The sequence below is a fragment of the Amycolatopsis sp. NPDC043889 genome (assembly GCF_056435645.1).
The window spans coordinates 179,230-203,966 of record NZ_JBWKEC010000006.1; the positions used below are offsets into that span (position 1 = coordinate 179,230).

Annotated in this window: 27 protein-coding genes; 18 read left to right on the plus strand and 9 right to left on the minus strand. The window is 68.4% G+C overall.

All coding sequences use genetic code 11. The features are described 5' to 3' along the window. Positions 1-10: 10 nt before the first annotated feature. From AC0685_RS14810 to AC0685_RS14820, 3 genes are all read left to right on the plus strand, one after another. Positions 11-1,330 carry an ATP-grasp domain-containing protein gene (locus tag AC0685_RS14810; protein WP_478225996.1) on the plus strand — a complete coding sequence of 440 codons (1,320 nt, stop codon included), beginning with the start codon at positions 11-13 and terminating at the stop codon, positions 1,328-1,330. 144 nt (positions 1,331-1,474) lie between these two features. After that, positions 1,475-2,224 (plus strand): hypothetical protein, encoded by a 750-nt coding sequence (locus tag AC0685_RS14815; protein WP_478225997.1) that lies wholly within the window; start codon positions 1,475-1,477, stop codon positions 2,222-2,224. Continuing rightward, the gene (locus AC0685_RS14820) at positions 2,218-2,517 is read left to right on the plus strand and encodes a hypothetical protein (RefSeq protein ID WP_478225998.1); all 300 of its coding nucleotides are present in this window, start codon (positions 2,218-2,220) and stop codon (positions 2,515-2,517) included. The genes AC0685_RS14815 and AC0685_RS14820 overlap by 7 nt, the downstream gene beginning before the upstream one ends. A 222-nt stretch (positions 2,518-2,739) precedes the next feature. Here the strand turns inward: AC0685_RS14820 and AC0685_RS14825 are convergent, their stop codons facing one another. Next, positions 2,740-3,993, minus strand: a complete 1,254-nt coding sequence (locus tag AC0685_RS14825; RefSeq protein ID WP_478225999.1) for a glycoside hydrolase family 99 protein — start codon at positions 3,991-3,993, stop codon at positions 2,740-2,742. Positions 3,994-4,204: 211 nt separating this feature from the next. On the opposite strand from AC0685_RS14825, the gene AC0685_RS14830 reads away from it, so the two are divergent. Further along, entirely contained in the window at positions 4,205-4,471 is a 267-nt protein-coding gene (locus AC0685_RS14830) for an ATP-binding cassette domain-containing protein (RefSeq protein WP_478226000.1), read from the plus strand. Between the two features lie 242 nt (positions 4,472-4,713). On the opposite strand, the gene AC0685_RS14835 is transcribed toward AC0685_RS14830, so the two are convergent. Next, positions 4,714-5,115: a hypothetical protein gene (locus AC0685_RS14835; protein WP_478226001.1), complete on the minus strand. Its 402-nt coding sequence runs from the start codon at positions 5,113-5,115 to the stop codon at positions 4,714-4,716. Positions 5,116-5,145: 30 nt separating this feature from the next. On the opposite strand from AC0685_RS14835, the gene AC0685_RS14840 reads away from it, so the two are divergent. From AC0685_RS14840 to gcl, 7 genes are all read left to right on the plus strand, one after another. Next, complete coding sequence (locus AC0685_RS14840; protein WP_478226002.1) at positions 5,146-5,583, plus strand: hypothetical protein; 438 nt, start codon at positions 5,146-5,148, stop codon at positions 5,581-5,583. Beyond that, positions 5,580-5,732 carry a hypothetical protein gene (locus tag AC0685_RS14845; protein WP_478226003.1) on the plus strand — a complete coding sequence of 51 codons (153 nt, stop codon included), beginning with the start codon at positions 5,580-5,582 and terminating at the stop codon, positions 5,730-5,732. Before AC0685_RS14840 ends, AC0685_RS14845 begins: the two co-directional genes overlap by 4 nt. Next, a complete protein-coding gene (locus AC0685_RS14850; RefSeq protein WP_478226004.1) occupies positions 5,714-5,926 on the plus strand; it encodes an NADH-ubiquinone oxidoreductase-F iron-sulfur binding region domain-containing protein in 213 nt (70 codons plus the stop codon). The genes AC0685_RS14845 and AC0685_RS14850 overlap by 19 nt, the downstream gene beginning before the upstream one ends. Further along, entirely contained in the window at positions 5,923-6,096 is a 174-nt protein-coding gene (locus tag AC0685_RS14855; RefSeq protein WP_478226005.1) for a 2Fe-2S iron-sulfur cluster-binding protein, read from the plus strand. Before AC0685_RS14850 ends, AC0685_RS14855 begins: the two co-directional genes overlap by 4 nt. Positions 6,097-6,285: 189 nt before the next feature. After that, positions 6,286-7,113, plus strand: coding sequence for a hydroxypyruvate isomerase family protein (locus tag AC0685_RS14860; RefSeq protein ID WP_478226006.1), 828 nt, complete (start codon positions 6,286-6,288; stop codon positions 7,111-7,113). Further along, complete coding sequence (locus AC0685_RS14865; RefSeq protein ID WP_478226007.1) at positions 7,110-7,997, plus strand: 2-hydroxy-3-oxopropionate reductase; 888 nt, start codon at positions 7,110-7,112, stop codon at positions 7,995-7,997. Before AC0685_RS14860 ends, AC0685_RS14865 begins: the two co-directional genes overlap by 4 nt. Before the next feature lie 3 nt (positions 7,998-8,000). Further along, positions 8,001-9,695, plus strand: a complete 1,695-nt coding sequence (gcl, locus tag AC0685_RS14870; RefSeq protein ID WP_478226008.1) for a glyoxylate carboligase — start codon at positions 8,001-8,003, stop codon at positions 9,693-9,695. A 44-nt stretch (positions 9,696-9,739) separates the two neighbouring features. On the opposite strand, the gene AC0685_RS14875 is transcribed toward gcl, so the two are convergent. Together AC0685_RS14875 and AC0685_RS14880 are read right to left on the minus strand one after the other, a co-directional pair. Then, the gene (locus AC0685_RS14875) at positions 9,740-10,168 is read right to left on the minus strand and encodes a pyridoxamine 5'-phosphate oxidase family protein (protein WP_478226009.1); all 429 of its coding nucleotides are present in this window, start codon (positions 10,166-10,168) and stop codon (positions 9,740-9,742) included. A gap of 383 nt (positions 10,169-10,551) precedes the next feature. Further along, positions 10,552-11,760: a lytic transglycosylase domain-containing protein gene (locus tag AC0685_RS14880; RefSeq protein ID WP_478226010.1), complete on the minus strand. Its 1,209-nt coding sequence runs from the start codon at positions 11,758-11,760 to the stop codon at positions 10,552-10,554. Positions 11,761-12,009: 249 nt separating this feature from the next. On the opposite strand from AC0685_RS14880, the gene AC0685_RS14885 reads away from it, so the two are divergent. The 3 genes from AC0685_RS14885 (at position 12,010) to AC0685_RS14895 (ending at position 16,327) form a co-directional block, all read left to right on the plus strand. Further along, on the plus strand, positions 12,010-12,588 hold the full coding sequence (locus tag AC0685_RS14885; protein ID WP_478226011.1) for an ArsR/SmtB family transcription factor: 579 nt from the start codon (positions 12,010-12,012) through the stop codon (positions 12,586-12,588). A gap of 95 nt (positions 12,589-12,683) precedes the next feature. Continuing rightward, on the plus strand, positions 12,684-15,005 hold the full coding sequence (locus AC0685_RS14890; protein WP_478226012.1) for a penicillin acylase family protein: 2,322 nt from the start codon (positions 12,684-12,686) through the stop codon (positions 15,003-15,005). Next, entirely contained in the window at positions 15,002-16,327 is a 1,326-nt protein-coding gene (locus tag AC0685_RS14895) for an alpha/beta hydrolase family protein (protein ID WP_478226013.1), read from the plus strand. The genes AC0685_RS14890 and AC0685_RS14895 overlap by 4 nt, the downstream gene beginning before the upstream one ends. A 106-nt stretch (positions 16,328-16,433) precedes the next feature. Here AC0685_RS14895 and AC0685_RS14900 read toward each other — a convergent pair whose 3' ends face one another. After that, a complete protein-coding gene (locus AC0685_RS14900) occupies positions 16,434-17,234 on the minus strand; it encodes a carbon-nitrogen hydrolase family protein (protein ID WP_478226014.1) in 801 nt (266 codons plus the stop codon). A gap of 103 nt (positions 17,235-17,337) precedes the next feature. Between AC0685_RS14900 and AC0685_RS14905 the strand changes: the two genes are divergently transcribed. Continuing rightward, positions 17,338-17,997, plus strand: coding sequence for a GntR family transcriptional regulator (locus tag AC0685_RS14905; protein ID WP_478226015.1), 660 nt, complete (start codon positions 17,338-17,340; stop codon positions 17,995-17,997). Positions 17,998-18,002: 5 nt separating this feature from the next. After that, on the plus strand, positions 18,003-18,338 hold the full coding sequence (locus AC0685_RS14910) for a sporulation protein (protein WP_478226016.1): 336 nt from the start codon (positions 18,003-18,005) through the stop codon (positions 18,336-18,338). Here AC0685_RS14910 and AC0685_RS14915 read toward each other — a convergent pair. After that, complete coding sequence (locus tag AC0685_RS14915) at positions 18,277-18,795, minus strand: TetR/AcrR family transcriptional regulator C-terminal domain-containing protein (protein WP_478226017.1); 519 nt, start codon at positions 18,793-18,795, stop codon at positions 18,277-18,279. The two genes, AC0685_RS14910 and AC0685_RS14915, sit on opposite strands and share 62 nt — an antisense overlap. Before the next feature lie 112 nt (positions 18,796-18,907). On the opposite strand from AC0685_RS14915, the gene ligD reads away from it, so the two are divergent. After that, positions 18,908-19,846, plus strand: a complete 939-nt coding sequence (gene ligD, locus AC0685_RS14920) for a non-homologous end-joining DNA ligase (RefSeq protein ID WP_478226018.1) — start codon at positions 18,908-18,910, stop codon at positions 19,844-19,846. 44 nt (positions 19,847-19,890) lie between these two features. On the opposite strand, the gene AC0685_RS14925 is transcribed toward ligD, so the two are convergent. From AC0685_RS14925 to AC0685_RS14935, 3 genes are all read right to left on the minus strand, one after another. Further along, positions 19,891-22,275: an ATP-binding cassette domain-containing protein gene (locus AC0685_RS14925; protein ID WP_478226019.1), complete on the minus strand. Its 2,385-nt coding sequence runs from the start codon at positions 22,273-22,275 to the stop codon at positions 19,891-19,893. A gap of 98 nt (positions 22,276-22,373) precedes the next feature. Beyond that, a complete protein-coding gene (locus tag AC0685_RS14930) occupies positions 22,374-22,937 on the minus strand; it encodes an RBBP9/YdeN family alpha/beta hydrolase (protein ID WP_478226020.1) in 564 nt (187 codons plus the stop codon). A gap of 12 nt (positions 22,938-22,949) precedes the next feature. Further along, entirely contained in the window at positions 22,950-23,453 is a 504-nt protein-coding gene (locus AC0685_RS14935) for an Lrp/AsnC family transcriptional regulator (protein ID WP_478226022.1), read from the minus strand. Between the two features lie 93 nt (positions 23,454-23,546). Between AC0685_RS14935 and AC0685_RS14940 the strand changes: the two genes are divergently transcribed. After that, on the plus strand, positions 23,547-24,731 hold the full coding sequence (locus AC0685_RS14940) for an MFS transporter (protein ID WP_478226023.1): 1,185 nt from the start codon (positions 23,547-23,549) through the stop codon (positions 24,729-24,731). The last annotated feature ends 6 nt before the right edge of the window (positions 24,732-24,737 follow it).

Consider the following 24,737-nt stretch of genomic DNA (forward strand, 5'->3'; position numbering starts at 1 on the left):
AGGAGGCAGCATGACCCAGCGGACCGGTAAGCCCGGCGCCGTCATCCTCACCGGCTCGTTCCCGGTGATCCGGCGCAACCCGCTGTATCTCGACGAGGTGACCCGACGCGACCTGCGGGTCCTGGTGATCACCGCCGAGTCCTACCGCGAGCAGGCGGCCGCCGCGATCGGCGACCCGGACAACCCTGCTTCGCAGATCACCGAAATCGGCTACGTTTCGGGCGATTTCACCGTGCAGGGCGCCTTTCTCGCGGGGGCGATCGCACAGGCCACCGTGTGGCGGACCACGTACGACATCGTGGGCGCCTACGCCGTCGGGGACTATCTGGCCGAGCCGACCGGCCTGCTCTGTGACGCGCTGGGCGTCCCGTCACCCGGCCTGCGCGCCAGCCGCGCCTGCCGCAGCAAGTTCCTGCAACGCTGGTATGCCCCGGAGCTCGGCCCGGCGTCACTGACCATCCCCGCGGGAGACCGGGAAACCGCGGATCTGTCTGGCGTCACCTACCCGGCGGTGGTCAAACCAGCGGGTCGCGCGTCCAGCTCCGGGGTCGAGACCGTGCACGGTGAAGAGGAGCTGCGCCGCCGCCTCAGTGGCTATCCCGGCCATGAGGTCGTCCTGGTCGAAGAAAAGGTCGACGGCCCGGAGTACTCGGTGGAAAGCCTCGTGCAGCGAGGAGAAACAATCTTCGCCTCGGTCACCGGCAAGGAAACCACCGACTCGCACGCCCGGACATTCGTCGAACTCGCGCACAGCGTTCCCACCGCCGACGACAGCGTCCGCGATACCGTCCTCGACGCGAACCGCGCGCTGCTCGGCGCCCTGGCATTTGCCGACGGCATCGCGCACTCCGAATGGCGCGTCGGGGAGGACGGGGTGCCCCGGTTGATGGAGATCGCCGGCCGGACTCCCGGTGACGGTCTTCTGGTGCTCTATCACCTGGCCACCGGCGCCCCGCTGGAACCGGAGATCATTCGCATCGCTCTCGGCGAGCGTGCCTCGTATCCGCGGCCGACCCGCTACGCCCGGCAGGTCTACCTCGAGCATGTGCCGGGGAAACTGGCCGACGTCACCGTCGAATGGCCGGATGTCGAACCCGTGTGGATCGGCGCCAGCGGCGTGTGGCCGGACATCCTGCCCGGTACCCCGGACGACGGCCCGACCCTGCGTGCGGTCCTGGTACACCAGCCACGGGGAGCGAAACTGGTGCCACTGGCCAGTTCCGACGATCGGTCCGTCAGCTTCTTCATCGACGCGGCCACGCCCGACGATCTGGATGAACTGGAGAAGCGAGTGCGCGCCGCGATCTCGATCGAAGTCATGCCCGGCTGACGGCCCCGCCACCGACCTCCGACGCGTCCTCGAAGTTTCGAGTAGGGCCTGTCACTGACGCCTCGCCTGTGTTCGTGCTGGCCGGCTTGGCGCGTTCTGGCTATTCGAGGGTCATGTCGCGGTCGAGCGAGACTTCCGGCGTGCATGATCAGCGGTCTGCCCTCGATCGATGTGCATCTCGAAAGTGTCCCCTGGTTTCGATGGTCAGAGTGGCTCCTGCCGTGCATGCCGCAGGAGCCTGTCCGGGCGCTCGCGCAGGTTGCCATTCATTCCCGCCTGCGCAGCTTTGCTGCGAGGCGGTATCGTGAGCTGTTCAACACCACCTACCGTGAGAACGAGAGCGCCATCCGTCGATGGCTGCCGTTCCTGCCGAAGGAACGCCCGGCGCGCGCAACCTCGTGGCCGGTCGTGGTCGCCTTCGCGGGAGTCGCAGCGCTCCTGATGACCACGGTCCAGGTGAACGTCACGTCGCCGCGGCAGTTCGCCCCCGTCGCGTTCGGCTATTTCATCGCGATTCCGTTCGTGGTGCTGGCCTACGAGTATGCGATCGAGCAGCGGCTGCGGAGCGCCTTCGGCGGCGACGCGGCCCGGCTGCGGGTCATCGGTATGGCTCTCGTGATCGCCATTGTCTGCGCGGCGGTGTCGCGATTCTTTTCATTTCAACCGGGTTACGTGTATGGACTGCTTCTGGGATACACCATCGTGCGCGCCCGAGGTACCCGGCACGTCCGGGTGAAGGCGGAGGCAGTGCTGCGTGGTGTGGTCGTGCTGGTGGCACTTGCCGCGTGCGCGTGGCTGTTCTGGCAGTTCGGCGTCAGGGCCGCCGCCGAGAAGCCGGGTGCACCCGCGGCGCTGGTCGCGCTCGAACCCTGCTGTCGCAGATCGTTGTGCTGAGCCTGGAAACGTTGGTCATCGGCCTGGTGCCGGTGCGGTTCCTACACGGCGCGATCCTGCGCCAGTGGAACCGCCGCATCTGGCTGGCCGTGTATGCGACGGTCTTAATCCTGTTCACCGTGGTGCTCATCCACTGGCGGAGCGGGACGACGTGGGGGGATGTCCTACGGTCGTTCTGGCTGTTCGCCGCCTTCTGTGTGGGATCACTCCTGTTCTGGGCTTTCTTCGCGGTACGGGAGGCGCACAAGTCGCGCAGACTGCCCTGGCACCGACTCCCTCTCCAGCAACGATGAGCTCTCCGGCGGCTCTGCTGGTGGTGCAGAAACCCGCCGGGGCTGGGGATGTTTGTGGAATCGTGAAGATCGCGATGTTCTCTGATGGTCGATGGCGCGATGCGGCCATGCTTCAAGGTCTGAAACTTGACCTTGAAAGCCTTGCGCCGTGCTCTCCGAGACAAGGCGCGCGCCGTGTAGCGGCGAACAAACCGGGCGGAGGGTAGTGCCGGCGATGCTGATCTACGCCGGGCCGAACGACGATTGCGACTCGGCCGTCGGAAGTGTCGGCCTGGTGGGGCTCAAGGGGAGTTGTCCCTTGAGCATGCGGCCGCCGTCCGCGGTGAGCCGCAGGTAGTAGTCGGCGGAGCAGCGAGTCCCGTCTTCGTCGAGAGCGAGATAACCCGAACCCGCGGGAACGTCAGCCGAAGTCTCCGCGGTCTTGGCGATTTGGTTGCCCTCGTTGTACTCGTCGAACATCGAGATGTAGATGCCTTGCGCTCCGAGCCGGACCATGTTGTAGAACTGGCGCCACATGAAGTCACCGTGTACGCGCTGGCGCTGATTGAGATCGCCGGGCAGCACACACGGCTGGTAGTCGATGCCGTGGGCATCGCATTCGGCCTTGTCAGGCACGTTCACGGCGGTGTGGAAACGGTCCGAATCGGCGACTGTGGCGATCCGGCCGACCATCCACGGCGACAGCATGTCGAACGACCGGTAGACACCGCCGAAACCGGGCCGGGAATCCTCGATCTCGGTGCGCCAGTGTGTCGGTACACCGCCCATCACGTAGCAGCCTCGCGCCTTGAACCAGTTCACGACGTCCTGGCAGGGTTCAGGTCCCCACGGGCGGGCGGGATCGTTGAACCCGAATCCCCAGATGCCGACGACCGGCTTGTCGTTCTGATGCGCGTAAGCTGAGGACGAGGTGTAGGCCGACATCTTCGTCAGCCAGTCGGTCTTGATCTCCGACTGCATGTTCGTCCAGTTGGTCACGTCATACATGATGTAGAACATTCGACCGGTGGTCTCGGCGGCCGCCCGTACGTGCGCGGTGACGGCATCCCGGATGGGGCCTTCACCCCCGGTCGGGTTGAAGCGTTGGAGAGCCGCCGTGTCGCAGCCGTTTTCACGCATCCATTGGAAGTGGATATCCACGGTTTGGCTGTCATAGTTGGAGAACAGCGTGGCGGGCCGGCCATCGCCCAGGTTCGGGAACGCGGTCTGATAGGTGTTGATGTAGTTGCGCACGTCGGGCCACGACTTGACCGAACTGAGGGATGGAGATGGCGGTCGACTCCAGTCGTCGCTCCAATGCCACCAGCCATTGATGGGAGAGTGATCACCCCGGCAGGCGAACCAACCCTGATAGCCGACAGTAACCTTGCCGACGACGTCACCGAGGGGATAGGCGGTCTGGGCTGTGTCGGGCAGCAAGCCGAAAGCGGGTGCGGCGAGGGCTGAGCCGAGCAGTGTTCGACGCGACAGAGACATTGCGAACTCCTTCGTCGGCAACCTGACATCAGAATGCAAGAATGTTCTGTGCGCGGTCATGGGGGCGGTCTCGGCGGCCTCAGGGTGTTCGGCCGGTTCGCAAGGGCCCGCGCCGGTGCCGCGCGGACGGGTGAAGTCCTTGCCGTCCCCATCGAATACGGCGGGCGCACTCTGCTCGACGGCCCTGGGAAGGTGGAATTCCGGGGCGTGAGTGCGTTCGCCGGGGATAGGACGCTGTTGGCGGGCATCGATCTGGTCGTTCCCGGAGGCAGGTCGGTCCGGCGCGGGTAAATCCGTGCTGGCCGCGCTGGCGGCGAGATTGCGCGACCCGGAGCGAGGACAGGTACTGCTCGACGGCGTACCCCTGCCCGAACTCAGTCATGAGGCGCTGCGAAAGGCAGTCGGCTGTGCCTTCGAAGTGTGCCCGGTGGGGCGCCCGACACCAGCAAAAAGCCGCTGCCCAGCAGCGTGCCGGTGAACACGGCCAGATCTATGGGGTTGCTCTTCAACGAACCGGCACCTCCAGCGTCCTCAGCCTGAAATTCGTTGGCTGACCGGGCGAACGTGTCGTGGGCTCGAGCATATGGTCGTGCTTGTGCTGCTGCGTGCGACATGTATTTTTCGCAGATCAAGATGACCGTGGAGATGTACGGAAATCGGCCAGTCGATTTCCGGGCAGGGAACGTCGAGCGGCTTGACCGCTTCAGGTTCAGTGCTGGTTCAGCAGATCTGAAATGATCGCTCGGGTCGGTGCCGTCGCCGGATCGTCAGGACGAGCAGGACGCAGAGCAGCAGGATCGTTCCGCCCGCCACGACCGGCCCGGTCGGGGACCTGCCTGAAGCGCCCGTGCCGCTGGAGTCTTCCGCCAGTGGGCTCAGGCGTGGCGCGGGTGTGCCTGTGATGTCTCGCAGTACGGTCAGGTAGCGGTCGCCATCCCGGACGCTGGGCTCGACGTGGGAGTTCTCGCTGAACTCGTTCCAGCTGATCAGACCGAAAGCGTCCGGAGACGAGGTGATCGCGGCCGTGTGCTGGCGCCGCAGCGTTTCACCGCTCTCCGGTCGACCACTCGCCTGCCACCGATCTTCCGTGCGTTGAAGCCCGGTGCGAACGGCACGATCCATAGCCCCTTGTGCCGATGCACCGCAGTGCCCATGGCCGCCAGTTTGGCCGCCGTACCTTGTCACGGTGGGAGCGACGGAGGACCAGCGATCGCCGCGTTCGCCATCGGGGCGCGGAAGGGATACGTCTACCCGCGCGGTGAGTATCCACGCGCGCTGAAGGTGCCGCGCAACGCCATCGACATCGCCCGCGAACGCGGATTCCAGGGCGAGGAAACGGCGATCTTCAACTCGATCGAAGGCTTCCGCGGCGAGCCGAGGACCAAACCGCCGTTCCCGGTGGAGACGGGGTTGTTCGGCAAGCCGACGGTGGTGAACAACGTCGAGACCCTGGTCAACGTCCCGCTGATCCTCACCGAGGGTTTCGACGCCTACCGCCGTATCGGGACGGAGCGTTCGTCCGGGCCGAAACTGTTCTGCCTGTCCGGCGTCCTGGCGTGTACGAGGTGCCGTCGGGACGGCGCTCGGTGAACTGCTCGACCTGGCCCGAGGGGCGGGAGCTCCGGGCGATCCTGCTCGGCGGCGCGGTGGGTGGTTTCGTGCGCCCGGACGAGACCGCCCTGCCGTTGACCATGGAGGACGCCCGCGCGGCGGGCAGTGCGTGCCGCGCCGGATCGTGACCGTGCGGCAGGAGGAGGCGTTGCACCGGATCGTCGGCGGCCGCGGGCTCGGCACCGGCGGGGACGATCTCGCGCTGCTGCGCGAAGTCGGCCAGGTGATGCGTGATTCGTCCATCTGCGGGCCGGCCCAGACCGCCTGGAACGCCATCGAGTCGGCGATCGACCGGCTGGGCGCGCCGGAGGGGCAGTCATGACCATCGTCGAAATAGGACTCCCGCGACGGCTCGTCGAGTTCACTGTGGACGGCGAGATCGTCCGCGTTCCCGAAGGATCGACGATTCTCGACGCCTGCGCGGCGGCGGGCAAGAACATCCCGACGTTCTGTTACGGCGACACCCTCGAACCGGCGAACGCTTGCCGGTGATGGTCGAGTGGGTCGTGAGTGGCGATTCGGGTTAGAACCCGAATCGCCACTCACGACCACCTGTACCGAACGGCCACCCGCGCTCGACGTCCCTCTGCCGGTATACCGCCCGTTGACCGAGGGCAGGCCAGCAAGCTATTCTCGATATACGAAAGAAAGTTTCCGCAGAGCGAAATTGCAGAGGTTTCGATGGCTGATCTTGCCGGTTCGCGTCATGCGCTGCCGTACGTGCTGAACCTGTCGCTGGTCTTCACCGAGCTGCCGCTGCTCGACCGTGCGGAGGCGGCGCGCGCGGCGGGTTTCACCGCGGTCGAGTACTGGTGGCCGTTCGAGACGCCGGTGCCGGACGCCGCCGAGGTCGACGCCTTCGTGGCGTCGGTCGAGCGGGCGGGCGTCGCGGTGACCGGGCTGAACTTCTTCCCCGGTGACATGGCGGGCGGCGATCGCGGCCTGGTCACCTGGCCCGGCCGCGAGGACGAGTTCGCCCGCGGTATCGCTTCGGCGATCGACCTGGGCGAGCGGCTCGGCTGCCGGCGGTTCAACGCGCTCTACGGCAACCGGATCGACGGCGCGGATCCGGCCGGGCAGGACAAGCTCGGCCTGTCGAATCTGGCGCTCGCGTCGGACGCGGCCGCGCGCATCGGCGCGGAGATCGTCCTGGAGCCGTTGTCTGGGGCGGAGAAGTACCTGCTCAAAACCGCGGACGACGTACTGAAGGTGCTCGACGAACTCGGGCGGGACAACGTGAAGCTGCTGGCCGACCTGTACCACCTGGCGGTCAACGGTGACGACCTCGACACGGTCACGACCGTCCACACCGGACGGATCGGCCATGTGCAGATCGCCGATTCCCCAGGGCGTCACCAGCCGGGTACCGGAACGCTGGACATCGAGGGATACCTGGAAAAGCTGCAGACGGCGGGATACCGCGGGCAGGTCGGCGTGGAGTACAAGCCCGACGGGCCGAGCGCGGATTCGCTGTCGTGGCTGCCTTTCGAACGAAGGGGACTGGCATGACCAAGCTGGGATTCATCGGCCTGGGCATCATGGGCGGGCCGATGGCGGGACATCTTGTCGCCGCCGGCCACGAGGTGAGCGGGTTCGACACGAACGCCGACGCGCTCGCGAGGCTGGAAGCCGCGGGCGGCCGGGCCGCGAACGGGGTGACGGACGCGGTGGCGGGCGCGGAGGTCGTCATCACCATGCTGCCGAACCATCCTCAGGTCGAGACCGTCGTGCTCGCGGCGGGCGGGGTGCTGGAGTCGGCGAAACCGGGCACCCTGCTGATCGACATGAGCACCATCCGGCCGGAGACCTCCGTCGAGGTGGCCGAGCGGGCGGCGGAACGGGAGATCCGGGTGCTGGACGCGCCCGTTTCCGGTGGCCAGGCCGGAGCCGAGCAGGCATCACTGTCCATTATGGTCGGTGGCGATGGCGAGGACTTCACCGCGGCGCTCCCGATCCTGGAGTCGGTCGGCAAGACGATCGTCCACGTCGGGCCGCACGGCGCCGGCCAGGTCGTCAAGGCCGCGAACCAGCTGGTGGTCGGCGGCACCTACGGGCTGATCGCCGAGGCCATCGTGCTGCTCGAAGCCTCCGGCGTGGACGCCGGTGTCGGGCTGGACGTCCTCGCGGGCGGCCTCGCGGGCAGCCGGATTCTCGAACTCAAGCGGAAGTCCATGGTGGCGCGGGAATTCGCGCCGGGCTTCCGGATCGACCTGCACCACAAGGACATGGGCATCGCGCTCGCCGCCGCCAGGCAGTCCGAGGTCGCGCTGCCGCTCACCGGGCTGGTCGCCCAGCTCGTCGCCGCCGGACGGGCGATGGGCCACGGCTCGCTCGATCACTCCGCGCTGCTGAAGGTCGTCGAAACGCTGTCCGGCGCGGAAAACAAGGAGTGACGCATGCCCAGAATCCCCGCCATGCAGGCCGTCGTCGACGTTCTGGTCAGTGAGGGCGTCGACACCGCGTTCGGCTGCCCCGGCGCCGCGATCCTCCCGCTGTACCACGCGATGCAGGACAGCGGTATCGAGCACCTGATCGTGCGCCACGAAGAGGGCGCGACCCATATGGCCGACGGCTGGGCGAGGACCACCGGCAACGTCGGCGTCGCGATCGGCACCTCCGGGCCCGCCGGGACGAACATGATCACCGGCCTCTACACCGCGCAGGCCGACTCGATCCCGATCCTGTGCATCACCGGGCAGGCCGACTCGCGGAAGCTGCACACCGAGGCGTTCCAGGCCGTCGACATCGTCGAGATCGCCAAACCGGTGACGAAATGGGCCGTGCAGGTCAAGGAGGCGGCCCAGCTGCCGTGGGTGTTCCGGGAGGCGTTCCGGATCGCGCGGTCCGGCCGTCCGGGGCCGGTGCTGATCGATCTGCCGATCGACGTCCAGCGGCAGGAGATCGAGTGGGACTCCAGTATCGACTCGCCGCTGCCGGTCACCAGGGCGACGCCGTCACCGGCCAGGGTCCAGCGCGCGCTGGATCTGCTGCTGGCCGCCGAACGGCCACTGATCCTCGCCGGTGGCGGCGTGGTGCTCGGCGACGCGAGCGACCGGCTGCGGACCGCGGCCGAGCTGCTCGGCGTCCCGGTCGGCGTGACGTTGATGGGCAAGGGGACCTTTCCCGAGGACCACGAACTGTTCGCCGGCATGGCGGGTATCCAGACCTCGCAACGCTGGGCGAACGCGGCCTTCCTCGAAGCGGATCTGGTGCTGGCGCTGGGCGCGCGGTTCGGCGATCGGCACACCGGTGACCTCGACGTCTACCGCGGGAACCGGAAGTTCATCCACGTCGACATCGAGCCGACGCAACTGGGCAAGGTGTTCGGACCGGATCTCGGCATCGTGTCGGACACGGGCGCCTTCCTGGACGCGCTGATCGAGGCGGCGTCGAAGCGTTCGCCGGTGCGGGATCGCGCGTGGCCACAGCGGATCGGCGAGCTCAAGGGGAGCCTGCCCCGGCGCGAAGACTTCGAGGACACACCGATCAAGGCGCCCCGGGTGTTCAAGGAGATCAACGAGTTCTACGGCGAGGACGCCTACTTCGTCACCGCGATCGGGCTCTACCAGATCTGGTCCGGGCAGTTCCAGCGCGCGCACAAGCCGCGGCACTACCAGGTGTGCGGCCAGGCGGGGCCGCTCGGCTGGGAGATCCCGGCGGCGATCGGGGTCAAGAAGGCGAAACCGGAGGCCGAGGTCGTCGGCGTCGTCGGGGACTACTCGTTCCAATTCCTGGTGGAGGAGCTGGCGGTCGCCGCGCAGTACGACGTCGGGTTCGTGCTGATCATGCTGAACAACGAGTACCTCGGGCTCATCCGGCAGGCCGAGACCGGCTACGAGATGAACTTCGAGGTCGACATCCACTACGACAAGATCGGCACGGACAACGTGAAGGTCATGGAGGCCTACGGCTGCTCCGGCACCCGTGTCACCGAGCCTGGCGATATCCGGGCTTCGCTGGAATGGGCGCGCAAGGAGGCCGAGCGGACGTCGCGACCGGTGCTGGTGGAGATCATGATCGAACGCGAAGGGAACGCCGCGATGGGCAAGGCACTCGACAGCGTCGTCGAGTTCGAACCGATCGCGGGCTGATGACGGTGTCCCGGCGGCCGGCCCGCCGGGACACCGTCATGCGGTCAGGCCTTGCTCTGGTCGTTGCTCAGCCACTTCTCCGGCCGGACGCGGACCAGCACGGAGTTGTCGCTGAGCGCGCCGTCGACGTACTTGGTGCCCTCGTCGCCGGGCAGGTAGCGGTGCGCGATCTTCAGCGCCTGCTCCCTGGTCGGCGGCGTGTCGTTCGCGATGACCGGACCCTCGGCCGTCACGTACTTGTAGGGGAAGGTCTCCGTCTGCGCGACCAGGCTGAGCCTGCCCGCCTTCTTGATCGCCTTGTCCTTGACCGAGCCGCCGTCCATCCAGATCAGGAGCTCTCCGCCTGGCTCGTAGTCGTACCAGACCGGCACGGCCAGCGGCGCCCGGCCCTCCCGTTCCACGGCCAAGACCCCGATGTGGACCTCGCTCAGGAAGGCTTCCCGTTCTTCGGCGGTCATGACGAAAGACGACATCCGTGTCTCGCTTCTCTCGGTTGGTGGCTACGAGAAGCGGTAACGCGGAACGGGTTCAGGCCATTCCGGGCGCTGAGTCGGCGATGTCACGTGATTGACCGGACGACACGCGTGATCCGGCGGATGACACGCGTGACTGGATGGACGACACGACCCGCGGCCGATTCCGCCGCGAGTCGTCCGCCCGAACACGCGAAACCGCCACCCGCGCACCGGCAGAACCTACTAAGCGAGCGTGGCGGTCCCAGCGGTAGTGAAGGCCTCCTTCCCTACCCTCAAGGTAGGCAAGGAGGCCTTCACGGACCGGCCCGCGCAAGCTCATCCAGGCGCCAGTAGGTACCTAAGACACGGCTGGCCCTAACCGTCCTTACCACTGACGAGCGTCACGGGGTGGGTGAAGTGGTGGTGCTGGTCGGGCTCGTCTCGCCGGTGTTCCCGGCCGGTGTCGAGGACGGCGCAGCCGAGGACGTGCTGGACGGCGGGGGCGTCGTCGAGGACGGAGGCGTGCTCGAAGGCGGTGTCGACGAAGACGGTGTCGACGAGGGAGGTGTCGACGACGGCGGGGTGCTGGTCGGCTTCGAGGGCGAAGTACTGCTCGGCGGTGTGGTGCTGCTCGGCGGGAGCGACGTACCGGGCTGCGACGTCGGCGGCGGCGTGGTCGTACCGGGCGGGGGAGTGCCGGGCAGGGTCGGCACCGGGACCTCGCCGCCGGGCGTGCCGGCGGCGACGTCCGGAGAGTCGGGAGCGCCGACGGGCACCTGGCTGTCCGGCGTGGTCGCGACGCCGCCGCGGTAGGCGACCGCCCAGCGGATCACGGTGTCCACATAGGACAGTGAGTGGTTGTAGCGGTACACGGCCACGCGCTGGGTCTGTTCCGACGTCAGGTCGACACCGCCGGAGCAGAGGTACCGGCCCGAGGCCAGCGTCGCGTCGTAGATGTTGTTCGGGTTCGACTCGCCGTCGCCGTTGCCGTCGGAGGCGTAGCCCTTCCACGTCGACGGGATGAACTGCGTCGGTCCGACCGCGCGGTCCCACACCGTGTCACCGTCGTACTTGCCGCCGTCGGTGTCGGAGATCGCGGCGAACGGCCCGGCGCCGTTGAGTTGCGGGCCGAGGATCGGTTCGAGGGTGTTGCCCTTGGCGTCGACGTAGCCGCCGCGTGCGTGATTGGACTCGATCCGGCCGATGCTGGCGATCAAAGCCCAGTCGATGTGGCAGCCGGGCAGTTCCTTCGCGAGGATGTCGGCCGCGTTCTTGTACGCCTTCATCATGCTGGCGGGGATGCCGAGCGCGCCCGACGGCGCGAACGCGCCGCCGACGTTGCCGCTGTGGCCGGGGACGGTCAGCGGGTCCGGCGTGGGCGGCTGGGGGAGGCTGCCGTCGACGGCGATCTCCGGGACCGTGCCCGCCGGCGGTTGCCAGGCCGCGGCCTGGTTCTGCGGTGCGGCCGATTTCGGCGCGGCGACCGGGGCGTCCGGGCCTGCCGACGCGGTGACCGCGGGCAGGACGGCGAGCGCCCCGCCGGCGAGCGCGAAGGCCGTCCGGTGCCGGGCGGACAACTTGTCCGTCTGTCGAGGGCGGTGCTTCGGCATGTTCTCTCCCGCAAGGTCGACTCCGGGCAAAACTATCCGATATCACCGAATTTCGGGGACGGCGCAACGAGAAACCCGCGATCCTGTCGAGTTTTCGTCCGCCCGGCACAAGACCTTCGTAGTGAAGTTGTCAATTTCACGCTGAGTTCACCGAATCGTCAGCAGAATCCCCGCTCGCTTCTCGGGGTGGCCTGAACCGCGTGCAAAGAGACCTTTGCACAATCTCCTTTGCACGGCTACCTTGGTGCCATGACCGGTCCGCCGCCACCCGAAGAGATCGCCGACGCCGCCGTGCTGAAGGCGGTGATGCACCCGCTGCGCCGCCGGATCATGGAGGCGCTGGGCCGCGGACCCGCGACGGCGACGAAGCTGGCCAAGGAACTGGGGGAGAGCTCGGGTGCGACCAGCTACCACCTGCGGGAACTGGCGAAGTACGACTTCGTCGACGAGGCGCCGGAACTCGCGCACGGCAAGGAGCGCTGGTGGCGTGCCCGGCAGCGCGACATCCGCTGGCCCCGGCACAGCGAGCAGAACGACGAGATGCGCGCCGTGTTCGACGAGGCGCAGCGCGCCGCGTTCACCGAAGACCTCGAACAGCTGGCGCGTTTCCTCGAGCGCCGCGGTGAGCTGGGCGAATGGGGTGACGCGCTGGTCTTCTCACGCGGTTCGGTCTACCTGAACCTCGAAGAGCTCAAGGAGTTCTTCGACGAGTACCTGGACCTGCTGCGCCGCTATTGGCGGCCGGAACCCGGCCCGGACGCGCGGAAGGTGCTCGTGCGCTGGACGGCGTTCCCGGATGCCGATGGGGAGGTGGGGGAAGGGAAGTGAAACCGGTGGGAGAGCGGCCACTCGACCACCGGTATCGCGTCACCACGCCGGACGGCGTGTCTTCACGAACGACTCCACAGACAAGGGGGAGCAGCATGCTGCTCTGGAAGAGAATCGCGGCCGTCTGCGCCGCGGCGAGCCTGCTCGCGGCGGGGACCGCGGCGGCCGCGCAACCGCCGGACGGGGCAACCCGGGCGGACGCCACCATCCGCTACACCGAATACGGCATCCCGCATATCGTCGCGAACGACTGGGTGAACCTGGGCTTCGGGCAGGGGTTCGCCGCGGCCAAGGACAACATCTGCGCGATCGCGGACGTCGCGGTCACGACTCGGGCCGAGCGTTCCCGCTGGCTGGGGCCGGACGCGCCGCCGACGAGCGGGGTGAGCCAGGCGAGCACGAACCTCGCGAGCGACCTGTACTTCCAAGGTCTGAACGAAAGCGGCGTGATCGAGCGGCTCCTTTCGGCGCCCGCGCCGCGCGGGCCGTACCGAGAGGTCCGCGAACTGATCCGCGGCTACGTCGAGGGGGTCAACAAGTACCTCCGCACCGGTGAGATCACCGACCCGGCTTGCCGGGGCGCCGGCTGGCTGAAGCCGATCACCGAACTCGACGTCTACCGGCACAGCCACGCGGTCGGCATGATCTTCGGACAGGGCGGCGTCGCGGACTCGATGACCGCGTCGCTGCCGGGTGCGCCGCCCGCGGGCGGCGGTGCCGGACAGATGCTCGGGGAGACCGGGATCGGCAGCAACGCGATCGCGATCGGCTCGGCGGCGTCGGCGAACGGACGTGGTGTCTCGCTGGCCAACCCGCACCTGCCGTGGCAGCTGAGCGGGACCAGGCTGTGGCAGTCGCAGGTGACGCTGCCCGGCAAGCTCAACGTCAGCGGAGCCGGTATCCCCGGTATTCCGCTCATGTGGCTGGGACACAACGAAACCGCCGCCTGGAGTGGAACCGCCACCGACACGACGCGGACGTACACGCTGTTCGAGCTGAAGCTCGCGCCCGGCTCATCGACGACGTATCTGGTCGACGGGAAGCCCGAGCGGATGCGCCGCCACGACGTGAGTGTCCTGTCGCGCAAGGCGGACGGCACTCTGGAGCGGGTCGTACGTCCACAGTGGACGACGCGGTACGGCCCGGTGACGACCCGGCTCGGGCAGCGGGAACTGCCGTGGACGGCGTCGAGCGCGTTCGCCATCGCGGACGCCAACGCCACGAACCTCGGGATGACGAACTCGATGTTCGCGATCGCCCGCGGCCGGACGGCGGGGGAGATGATCGGCGCGGTCCGCGAGACCCAAGGGCTGCCGTGGATGAACATCCTCGCCACCGACGACCGCGGCCGGGTGGAGTTCAGCCAGATCCACGGCGTCCCGCACGTCACCGACGAGAAGGCGGCGCGCTGCAACACGCCACTGGGCAAGGAGCTGTTCGACTCTGACGGCGTCGCGGTGCTCGACGGTGCCAAGACGGCCTGCGCGTGGGGCCGGGATCGCGACGCGCTACGACCTGGCGTCTTCGGCCCGTCCAGCCTGCCGAGCCTGAGCCGGTCCGACTACGTGGCGAACTCGAACGACAGCTACTGGCTGCCCAACCCCTCGGCCGCGACGACCGGTTTCCCCAGGATCGTGGGCCCGGTCCGCTACGAACAGAACATGCGGACCCGTGGCGGCTTCGTCGAGATCGCCGATCAGCTGAAGAAGGGCGGCTTCACGGGGCAGGCGATGCGGGACCTGATGTTCTCGCACCGGGACCACGCCGCCGAACTCGTGCGGGCCGACGTCGTCGCGATGTGCCGCACGATGCCGGGAATGGAGGCCGCGTGCGCCGCGCTGGCGGGCTGGGACGGCCGTTCGGACGCGGAGAGCAGGGGCGCTCTGCTGTTCGACCGGTTCTGGTCGGCCGTGGATCGCGTGGGGCCATCGATCTGGAAGGTTCCGTTCGACGTCAAGGACCCGGTCCGCACGCCGAACACCCTCGACACGGGCGACGCGGCGGTCCGCAAGGCGCTTTCCGATGCCGTCGCGGAGTTGCGAGCGGCGAAGATTCCGCTCGACGCGCCGTACGGCGACAACCATTACATCGTCCGTGACGGCCGGAAGATCCCGCTGGGTGGTGGAACCGCGGGCCGCGGCGTCTACAACACCCTGGGCGGACCTTGGGATCCGGCACGCGGCTACACCGAGTTCACGCACGGCGGGACGTACCTGCACGTCGTGGCGTTCGACGGTACGGGCTGCCCGGACACGACGACGCTGCTGACCTACTCGCAGTCCGCGAACCCGGAGTCCGCACACCACAGCGACCAGACGGAGTTGTACTCGCGCAAGCAGTGGGTCACCGAACGGTACTGCGAGAAGGACATCCTCGCGTCGCCGTCGCTGGAGGTCGTCCGGGTGAGCAGGCGATGATCGCCGCGCTGCTCGCGGCCGTCGTGGCGGTCTCGGCACCGGTGCCCGCCGCGGCTCCGGACGGCGAAGTTTCGTTCACCAGCCACGGGGTCACCTTGCGGGGAACGGTGGTCGCGCCGGAGGGCGGCGGTCCGGCGCCGGGCATCGTCATGGTGCACGGATCCGGCGAACACGACAGGGACGACTATCGCGCCGAGGCGGAATCCTTCGCCAAGGCGGGGATCGCGACCCTGATCTACGACAAGCGGACCGAGGGCTATTCGCTGTTCGAACGGGACTACTCGGTCCTGGCCGACGACGCTCTCGCCGCTGTCCAGGCGCTGCGTTCGCGTCCGGGGGTGGATCCGGCCCGCGTCGGCGTGTGGGGACTGAGCGAGGGAGGCTGGGTCGCGCCGCTGGCGGCGTCGAAGTCGAAGGACGTCGCCTTCGTGGTCACCGTCGGTGCCAACGGCGTTTCGCCCGACCGCCAGCAGTCGTGGGCCTTCGAGACCTATCTGCGCCGCGGCGGGGTCACCGGTTCGATGGTGGACATGGTGTCGTCGACGAACATGCGCACCCTCGCGGGCGCCGGCGTGTTCCCTGAGGCCGGATACGACCCTGTTCCGGTGCTGGAGAGGGTGCGGCAGCCGGTGCTCGGCCTGTGGGGCGAGCTGGATCGGCTCACCCCGCCCGGCGAGGCCGTCCGGATCTTCCGGGAAACGCTGGACAGGGCCGGGAACCGGCAGTACACGCTGAAGGTGTTCCCGCAAGCGCAGCACGGGCTCCGGCGGACCACCGATGGTTTCGACAAGCTCGACGGGTTCGCTCCCGGCTACCTCGACCTCGTCGCGAACTGGGTGAACGGAGCGAAGGGCGGGCCGTCGGCAGACCCGCCTCCGGTCCAGGCGAGCCAAAGTGCGGCACTGGCGCCGCTCGCCTGGTACGAGGCGCCGTGGGTGCAGATCGGGGTCTGGGCGCTGGCTTTGCTGGCGTTCGCGGCCTACCCGGTGACAGCGTTGTTCCGCCGTCGTAAGGAGGTTCCGCTCGGCAGGCCCGCGCGTTGGCTGGCGTCGGCCGGCCTGCTCGGCACGGTGGGATTTCTCGTCTACTACGTCGTGCTGACGATCGGGGCGGCGATGGCGCCGGGCCCGGTCCTTTTCGGACGGACATTGCCGTGGCTCGCGTTGCAGCTGATCGCGGTCGGGGTCGTCGTCGCCGGAGCGGTGACCGCGGTTTCGTGGTGGCGGAAGAAGGAAGGCGCGGGAGTGCGCGTCGGCCTGCTGCTGGCCGGGACCGTGCTGTTCGTCCCCTGGGCCGTCCACTGGGGACTTTTGGTGCCGTGAAATGAGCCTGGGTGCCGGGCGGCCACCCGGCACCCAGGCGAACGGAAGCCGCGTCACCACGCCCGAGGGCGTGTCTTCACGAACGGACCTCCGGGTCAGAAGATACTCAGGACTTCGGGGTGACGGCGAACCGGCGCAGTTCCAGCGCCGGGTTCTTGGCACGTACCTCGGAGATCCGCTCGGCGGAGACCTCGCCGCTCGCGGTCCCCGTGCGCTCGCCGAGCGAGGCGACGACGACGCCCATCGGGTCGACGATCATGCTGTGTCCCGAACCCGCGGGCGCGGCCTGCCCCGCCGCGACGAGGTAGATCGTGTTCTCGATCGCCCTGGCCCGGACCAGGGTGGTCCAGTGGTCCTCCTTGAGCGGACCGGGCATCCACTCCGCGGGCAGCAGCACCGCGTCCGCGCCCGCGTCGACCAGGCGGCGGGTGACCTCCGGGAACCTCAGGTCATAGCAGGTCTGAAGACCGAAGGTGATGCCGTCGACCTCGAACGTCTCCGGGGCCTCGATGTCGCCGGGCCGGACCAGTTCCGATTCGCGGAAACCGAAGGCGTCGTACAGGTGCAGCTTGCGGTAGAGCGCGGCGATCGCGCCGTCGGGGCCGGCCGCCACCAGCGTGTTCGAGATCCGCTCGCCGCCGGGGAGTGCTTCGTTGATGCCCGCGACGACGGTGATTTGCCGGTCCTTCGCGAGGCCGCGCAGCTCGGTGACGAAGGGCCCGTCGAGTTCTTCGGCCGAGGTCACGAATTCCCGGCTCATCGTCGGTACGGTGAACAGCGAGTACTCGGGCAGCGCGACCACCCGCGCACCGCGGTCGGCCGCTTCGCCGACGAGGGAGGCGACTCGGGCGAGGTTGGCCTGTTTGTCGTTGCCGGGCGCGAACTGCGCCACCGCGACGTGCACCATGGGACCCCTTCCAATCAGTGGAACTCTTGTATACATGATGGATACTTGAGTGGTCCAGGTGTAGGCTCTGTCGTGGAAAGTAAGGGAATAGAGGGGGAACGAGATGACTGTGACCGCCGAAGGGGGCGGCCCGGCGCGCGAGCGGGTCTACACGTGGCTGCGCGACGGAATCATCTCGGGCGAGCTGGAGGGCGGCCGCTTCCTCGACGAAATGTGGGTTTCCGGCGTCGTCGGCGTCTCCAGGACCCCGGTGCGCGAGGCGTTCCACCGCCTGGCCGCCGAGCGGTTCATCAGCCTCCTGCCCCGCAAGGGCGCCCAGGTGCGCACGGTCACCGCCAGGGAACTGGAAGAGGTCTACCAGAGCAGGCGGCTGATCGAAGGGCACGCCATCGCGGCGCTCTGCGCGAACTCGGCGGGGGCCCCCGCCGAACTGCCGGAACTCATCGAAGCGATGGCGAGCTCCGGCGCCGAACGTGACTGGTTCGCCGTTTCGGGTTTCGACCGCCGGTTCCACCGCGCCATCGTGAACGCCGCGGGCAACACCGTCCTGACCGAGCTGTACGACACGCTCCGTTCACGGCAGCAGCGGGTCACGGTCCGCGCGCTGGAGGCACGCCCGGAACGGCTGACGGTGATCAACGAGGAGCACCGGGCCCTGGTCGCCGCCCTGAACGCCCATGACGTCAAAGAGGCGTCGCGGCTGCTGGAGGAGCATCTGCGCCCGGTGTCCGAAGTGATGTCGGCGCTGCCACAGGAAGGCTGACCTCGATGGGACTCGAAAAGGTCGTCGGCGTCATGCGCGACAACCTCACCGTCCGGCGTGTCTACGGCGAGCCCGTCGAGAAGGACGGCGTCGTGGTCATCCCGGCCGCGAGCGTGATCGGCGGCGGAGGCGGTGGGCACGGAGCCGAACAAGACAAGGAAGGCGAGGGCGGCGGTTTCATCCTCGCCGCGCGACCCGTCGGGGCCTACGTGCTCAAAGGCGGCGAGGTGCGCTGGGTCCCCGCGGCGGACGTGACCTTTCTCGGAGCGGTGTTCGCGGTCATGGTCGCCGCGATCCACCGGCGCCGGCTATCCCGGCGAGGATCAGATCGAGCCCGGTGAGGAACTGCATCCGGTCGTCGTGATCGCGGGCCTCGGCGGCGACTGTCCGGAGGAAGGGGAATTCGCCCGGATCGAGGTCTTCCCACGCGTCCGCCGCGGCGTGGAGGAATTCGGTACGGTCCACCCCGGGCCCGAGCACCCGGGCGTTCGCGGCGTGCTGGCCCGCGGCGCCGAAGATGTAGTGCACCAGCGCCGAGGTCGCCGTGAACCAGGTGGTTTCGGGGACGCCGAGCGCGCCGACCCGCTGTCCGATGCTTTCGAAGATCCGCGGCGTCACCGAACCCCATGGGCTGCGGGAGAGTTGCGGGGAAAGCCAGGGGTGCCGCTCGATCGCTTCGAACAGGCCGAGCGCGAGGGCGCGGATCTCGCGCAGGGGTGAGCCCGTTGCTTCGACGGCCGGCGCATCAGCGATGACGGACGTGGTCGCGGCGTCGAGCAGCGCGCCCTTGTTCGGCACATGCCAGGAGATCGCGCCAGGGCCGGTGGCAGTGCCTCCGCGCGTGTCCGTGGTGCCATGTCGTTCATCCTGGCAGAGCGCGGATAGGCGGCTTTCGGGTTAGTTTCCCTGTATGGCGAAAAGCTCGGCGGTGGAGATCGAGGTCGGCGACCGGACGGTGCGTGTCTCGAATCCGGATCGTGTCTACTTCCCGGCACGCGGCGAGACCAAGCTCGACCTCGTCCGGTACTACCTCGCCGTCGGCGACGGGATCGTGCGGGCACTGCGGGAACGGCCGTGCATGCTGCATCGGTTCCCGTCCGGCGTTTCGGGGGAGAAGGTCCATCAGAAGCGGGTGCCGAACGGTGCTCCCGACTGGTTGCAGACCGTCCGCGTCGATTTCCCCTCCGGCAGGCACGCCTACGAACTGTGCGTCACCCATCCCGCGGACGTAATCTGGGCGGTGCAGATGTCGACCGTCGAGTTCCACCCGTGGAACTCCCGCCGCGCCGACACCGAACGACCCGACGAATGGCGGATCGACCTCGACCCGATGCCCGGCTGCCCGTTCTCCACCGTGCGGAAGGTCGCCCACACGGTCCGCGAGATCCTGGACGAGCTCGGGATCACCGGCTGGCCGAAGACCTCCGGCGGGCACGGCCTGCACGTCTACGTCCGGATCGAACCACGCTGGGGTTTCCAGGAGGTCCGCCGGGCGGCGCTCGCGTTCGCGCACGAGGTCGAGCGGCGGATGCCCGACGAGGTCACCACCACCTGGTGGCGCAAGGACCGCGACCCGTCGAAGCTGTTCGTGGACTACAACCAGAACGCGCGCGACCACACCATCGCGAGCGCGTATTCGGTTCGTGGCGTGCCCGAAGCCGTCGTCTCGACCCCGATTCGGTGGGACGAGATCGACGACGTCGAACCGCGCGAGTTCACCATCGCCACCGTGCCCGCGCGCTTCGCCGAACTCGGCGACCTGCACGCGGGCATCGACGACACGGCGTACTCGCTCGACACCCTGCTCGAGTGGGCGGACCGCGAAGGCCTCGACGCCGACGGCGAGTGACCCCCTCCCGCATTTAGAGGACTAAATGCGAGAGGGGCAGAGGGTCACTTGCCGACGTAGGCCGCCAGGTGTTCGCCGGTGAGCGTCGAAGCACTCGCGACGAGGTCGGACGGCGTGCCCTCGAAGACGATCTTGCCGCCGTCGTGGCCGGCGCCCGGGCCGAGGTCGATGATCCAGTCGGCGTGCGCCATGACCGCCTGGTGGTGCTCGATCACGATCACGGACTTGCCCGCGTCGACGAGCCGGTCCAGCAGGCCGAGCAGGTTCTCGACGTCGGCGAGGTGCAGACCGGTGGTCGGCTCGTCGAGGACGTAGACGCCACCCTTGTCACCCATGTGCGTCGCGAGCTTCAGCCGCTGCCGTTCACCGCCGGAAAGCGTGGTGAGCGGCTGGCCGAGGCTGAGGTAGCCGAGCCCGACGTCGTCGAGCCTGCTGAGGATCGCGTGCGCGGCCGGGATGCGCCCGTCGCCCTCACCGAAGAACTTCACGGCCTCGGAGACCGGCATTTCGAGCGCTTCGCTGATGTTCTTGCCGCCGAAGGTGTACTCCAGCACTGACGCCTGGAACCGCTTGCCGTCGCATTCCTCGCAGGTGGTCGCGGTGCCCGCCATGATGCCGAGGTCGGTGTAGATGACGCCCGCGCCGTTGCAGTTCGGGCAGGCACCTTCGGAGTTGGCGCTGAACAGCGCCGGCTTCACCCCGTTGGCCTTGGCGAAGGCCTTGCGGATCGGTTCGAGCAGGCCGGTGTAGGTGGCCGGATTGCTCCGCCGCGAGCCGCGGATGGGGGTCTGGTCGACCGAGACCACGCCCTCGGCGGCGGGGATGGAGCCGTGGATCAGCGAACTCTTGCCGGAACCCGCGACACCGGTGACCACGCAGAGGACACCGAGCGGGACGTCGACGTCCACGTTCCGGAGGTTGTGGCGGTCCGCGCCGCGGATCTCCAGTTTGCCGGTCGGCTTGCGGACGCTGTCCTTGAGCGACGCCCGGTCGTCGAGGTGCCTGCCGGTGATGGTGTCGCTGGCGCGCAGGCCTTCGACGGTGCCCTCGAAGCAGATCGTCCCGCCCGCGGTACCCGCGCCGGGCCCGAGGTCGACGACGTGGTCGGCGATGGCGATGGTCTCCGGCTTGTGCTCGACGACCAGCACCGTGTTGCCCTTGTCTCGCAACTGCTGGAGCAGGTTGTTCATCCGCTGGATGTCGTGCGGGTGCAGACCGATGGTGGGCTCGTCGAAGACGTAGGTGACGTCGGTGAGCGAGGAGCCGAGGTGCCGGATCATCTTCGTGCGCTGCGCCTCGCCACCCGAAAGCGTGCCGGACGGCCGGTCGAGGGAGAGGTAGCCGAGGCCGATGTCGACGAAGGAGTCGAGGGTGTGCTGGAGCTTCTCCAGCAGCGGCGCCACCGACGGCTCCTTGAGCCCGCGGACCCAGTCGGCGAGGTCGCTGATCTGCATCTCGCAGGCGTCGGCGATGTTGATCCGCTTGATCTTCGACGATCGCGCGAGCTCGCTGAGCCTGCTTCCGTCGCATTCGGGGCAGGTGGCGAAGGTGACCGCCCGGTCGACGAACGCGCGGATATGCGGCTGCATCGCCTCGCGGTCCTTGGACAGGAACGACTTCTGGATCGTGGGAATCAGTCCCGAGTAGGTCAGGTTGATGCCCTCGATCTTGAGCTTGACCGGCTCCTTGTAGAGCAGGTCGTTCATCTGCCGCTTGGTGTACTTCTTGATCGGCTTGTCGGGGTCGAAGAAACCGCAGCCGCGCAGGATGCGGCCGTACCAGCCGTCCATGGAGAAGCCGGGGATCGTCAGCGCGCCCTCGTTGAGGGACTTCGTGTCGTCGTACAGCGCGGTGAGGTCGATGTCGTTGACCTGCCCCCGGCCTTCGCAGCGGGCACACATGCCGCCGGTGATGCTGAACTCGCGGCGTTCCTTCGTGGTCCGCCCGCCCTTCTCGACGGTCACCGCGCCCGCGCCGGAGATCGACGCGACGTTGAAGGAGAACGCCTGCGGCGAGCCGATATGCGGTTTTCCGAGCCGGCTGAAGAGGATGCGCAGCATGGCGTGGGCGTCGGTGGCGGTGCCGACCGTGGAGCGCGGGTCGGAGCCCATCCGCTGCTGGTCGACGATGATCGCGGTGGTCAGGCCGTCGAGCACGTCGACCTCGGGCCGGGCCAGCGTCGGCATGAAGCCCTGCACGAAGGTGCTGTACGTCTCGTTGATCAGCCGCTGCGACTCGGCCGCGATCGTGTCGAAGACCAGGGAGCTCTTGCCCGAACCGGAAACCCCGGTGAACACCGTCAGCCGTCGCTTCGGCAGCTCGACGGCGACGTTCTTGAGGTTGTTCTCACTCGCGCCCAGCACGCGGATCAGGTCGTGGCTGTCGGCGGGATGTTGCTCGGGCGGCTGCGGCCTGGTGGTCTTGCGCATCTTCTCTCCATCCTCATGTGGGCCGCGTGTACGTTCCGTCAGCCTCACCGGGCTCGATCTAACCAGCTTCGAGCTGTTCGTCCTCGACGATGATCACGCTAGGTGAGTTCGGGCGCATTGTGCTTCTCGATTCCTGATCCGTCTTCCCGAAGCAGGGCCGCGAGGAGCTTCTCTCCCTCGGGCCACGGCCCGTGCGCTCCGGTGAGGTGCCCGACGAGGCCGATGTCGGCGAACTCGGCACCCCAGCTTCCGGCGAAGGACCGCGCGCGGGCCGGGGTCATCCAGCGGTCGTTCGCGCTCGCGGCGACGACGGCCGGGAACGGGAGCCGCAGGCGGGGGATCGGGCCGAACCCGGCCAGCGCGGGCTCGGGGTTCTCCTCGACGTCGGGAGGGGTGACGAACAGGGCGCCGCGCACAGGGCGGTCACCCCCTGCGGCGAGCCAGTGCAGCACGGTCAGGCAGCCGAGGCTGTGCGCCACCAGCACCGGCGGGGTGGTCGTTTCCGCGAGCGCCTCGTCGAGCCTGGCGACCCAGGCCTCGCGAACCGGCGAGTGCCAGTCGTCCTGCTCGAACCGCCTCGACCCCGGATAACGGTCACACCAGACCGACTGCCAGTCCCCGGGCTCGGGGCCGAACCAGCCGTCCACGAACAGAAGTGCCATGGGCGTCAGTATTCAGACGCTCCAGCCCTCGCTCTTCGTCGCCTTCAGGTAGTCCTCGACCGGCGGGCCGACCGGCCTGCCCTCGTACTGGGTCGACAGCACCACCGACGACCGGATCTCGCCGTGTTCGCCCAGCCGTTCGAAGAGGCCTTCGAGGTGTTCGAGCGAAACGACCCGCACCTTCAGCATGGTGCAGCGGTCGCCGCTGAGCCGATGCAGCTCGACCACCTCGGGGTAGTCCTCGGACTTGCTGGTGCGCAGGAGGCAGCTGCCGAGCGAGCAGCGCATCTCGACGAACGCCTGGAGGCCGTACCCGGCGCGGCGGGCGTCGACCTGGGCGCGGTACCCGGTGATGACGCCCGCCTCCTCCAGCCGCCGGACCCGTTCGGCGACGGCCGGGGCGGAGAGGTTCACGCGGCGGCCGAGTTCCTTGAACGAGAGCCGCCCGTCGCTCTGGAGCGTTTCGAGGAGCCGCCAGTCGAGGTCGTCCAGCGCCCTTTCCGATCGTAAGGTCATCGCGCCCGGATTCCTTCCATGATGCGCCTCGCACCCCCGCGAGGCCTTCGTCAGCCTATTCGCCGGAGCGCCCGGAATCCCTAGGTTTGAATCATGAAACCGATGTTCGCGCTCTTCATGGGCGTCGCCTGTCTCAGTACCGCGGTCGTCGGCCTGTCCACCACGGCGGCGCTGATCGTGGTCGAGCACGCCGGCGCAGCGTGGAGCGGACTGCCGAACGCCGTGCTGGTACTCGGTTCCGCGGCGGGTTCGCTGTGGTCGGGGGCACTGGCCGCCCGCTACGGCAGGAGGCTCGTCCTGGTGCTGATGTACGGCGCCGCGGTGGCGGGCGCGCTGATCTCGTTCGCCGGTGTGCTCGGCGGATCCGTGCTCGCGCTGGTGGCGGGGATGCCCTTGATCGGCTTCGGCAACAGCGGCGCGCAGCTGTCCCGGTACACGGCCGCCGACCTGTCGCCCGAGCACCGCAAGGGGTTCGCACTGTCCACAATGGTCTGGGCGGGCACGGTCGGCGCGGTAGCCGGGCCCGCACTGATCGCACCGGCCGCGGCGAGGGCGGAAGCCGCCGACCTGCCCGCCCTGTCCGGCCCGATCGCGGCAGGGGCGATCGTCGTGGCCATCGCCGTGGTCGCCGTCGCCACCCTGCCGCGTGGCCTCGCCGCCCCGGCGGAGGGGGTGCCGAGGAGGGAGCGGATGTCCGTGCGGAACCCGGTGATCCTCGGGCCGCTCGTGGCGATGGTCGGCGCGCAACTGGCCATGGTGGCGGTGATGACGATGACGCCGGTCCAATTGCACCAGCACGGTCAGGGACTGGACGTCGTCGGCTGGGTGCTGAGCGCCCATCTGGTCGGGATGTTCGCGCTGGCACCGCTGTCCGGCTGGATCACCGACCGCTGGGGCGGCCGCGCGGCGATCTTCGGCGGGATCGGTACGCTCACCGTCGCGGCGGTCACCGCGATCGGCGCCCCGGATTCGCATCACGTGGGAATCCCGGTCGCGATGTTCCTGCTGGGCTACGGCTGGAACCTGGTGTTCGTCGGCGGCAGCAGCATGCTCAGCCGCGATCTCCCGCCCGCTCAGCGGACGAGGGCGCAAGGCACCGTCGACGCCTTCGTCTGGGGGACCTCGGCCGCGGCGAGCCTGCTCGCCGGGCAGCTGTTCGGCCTGGGCGGATACGTTCTGGTCGCCGTCGCGGGCGGACTGTGCGCTCTCGTCCCGCTCGCGGTGATCGGCCGACGGGCGGCCGCGCCGGAACCCGTTGAAAAAGCCGGGCTCCGCTGATCTGCG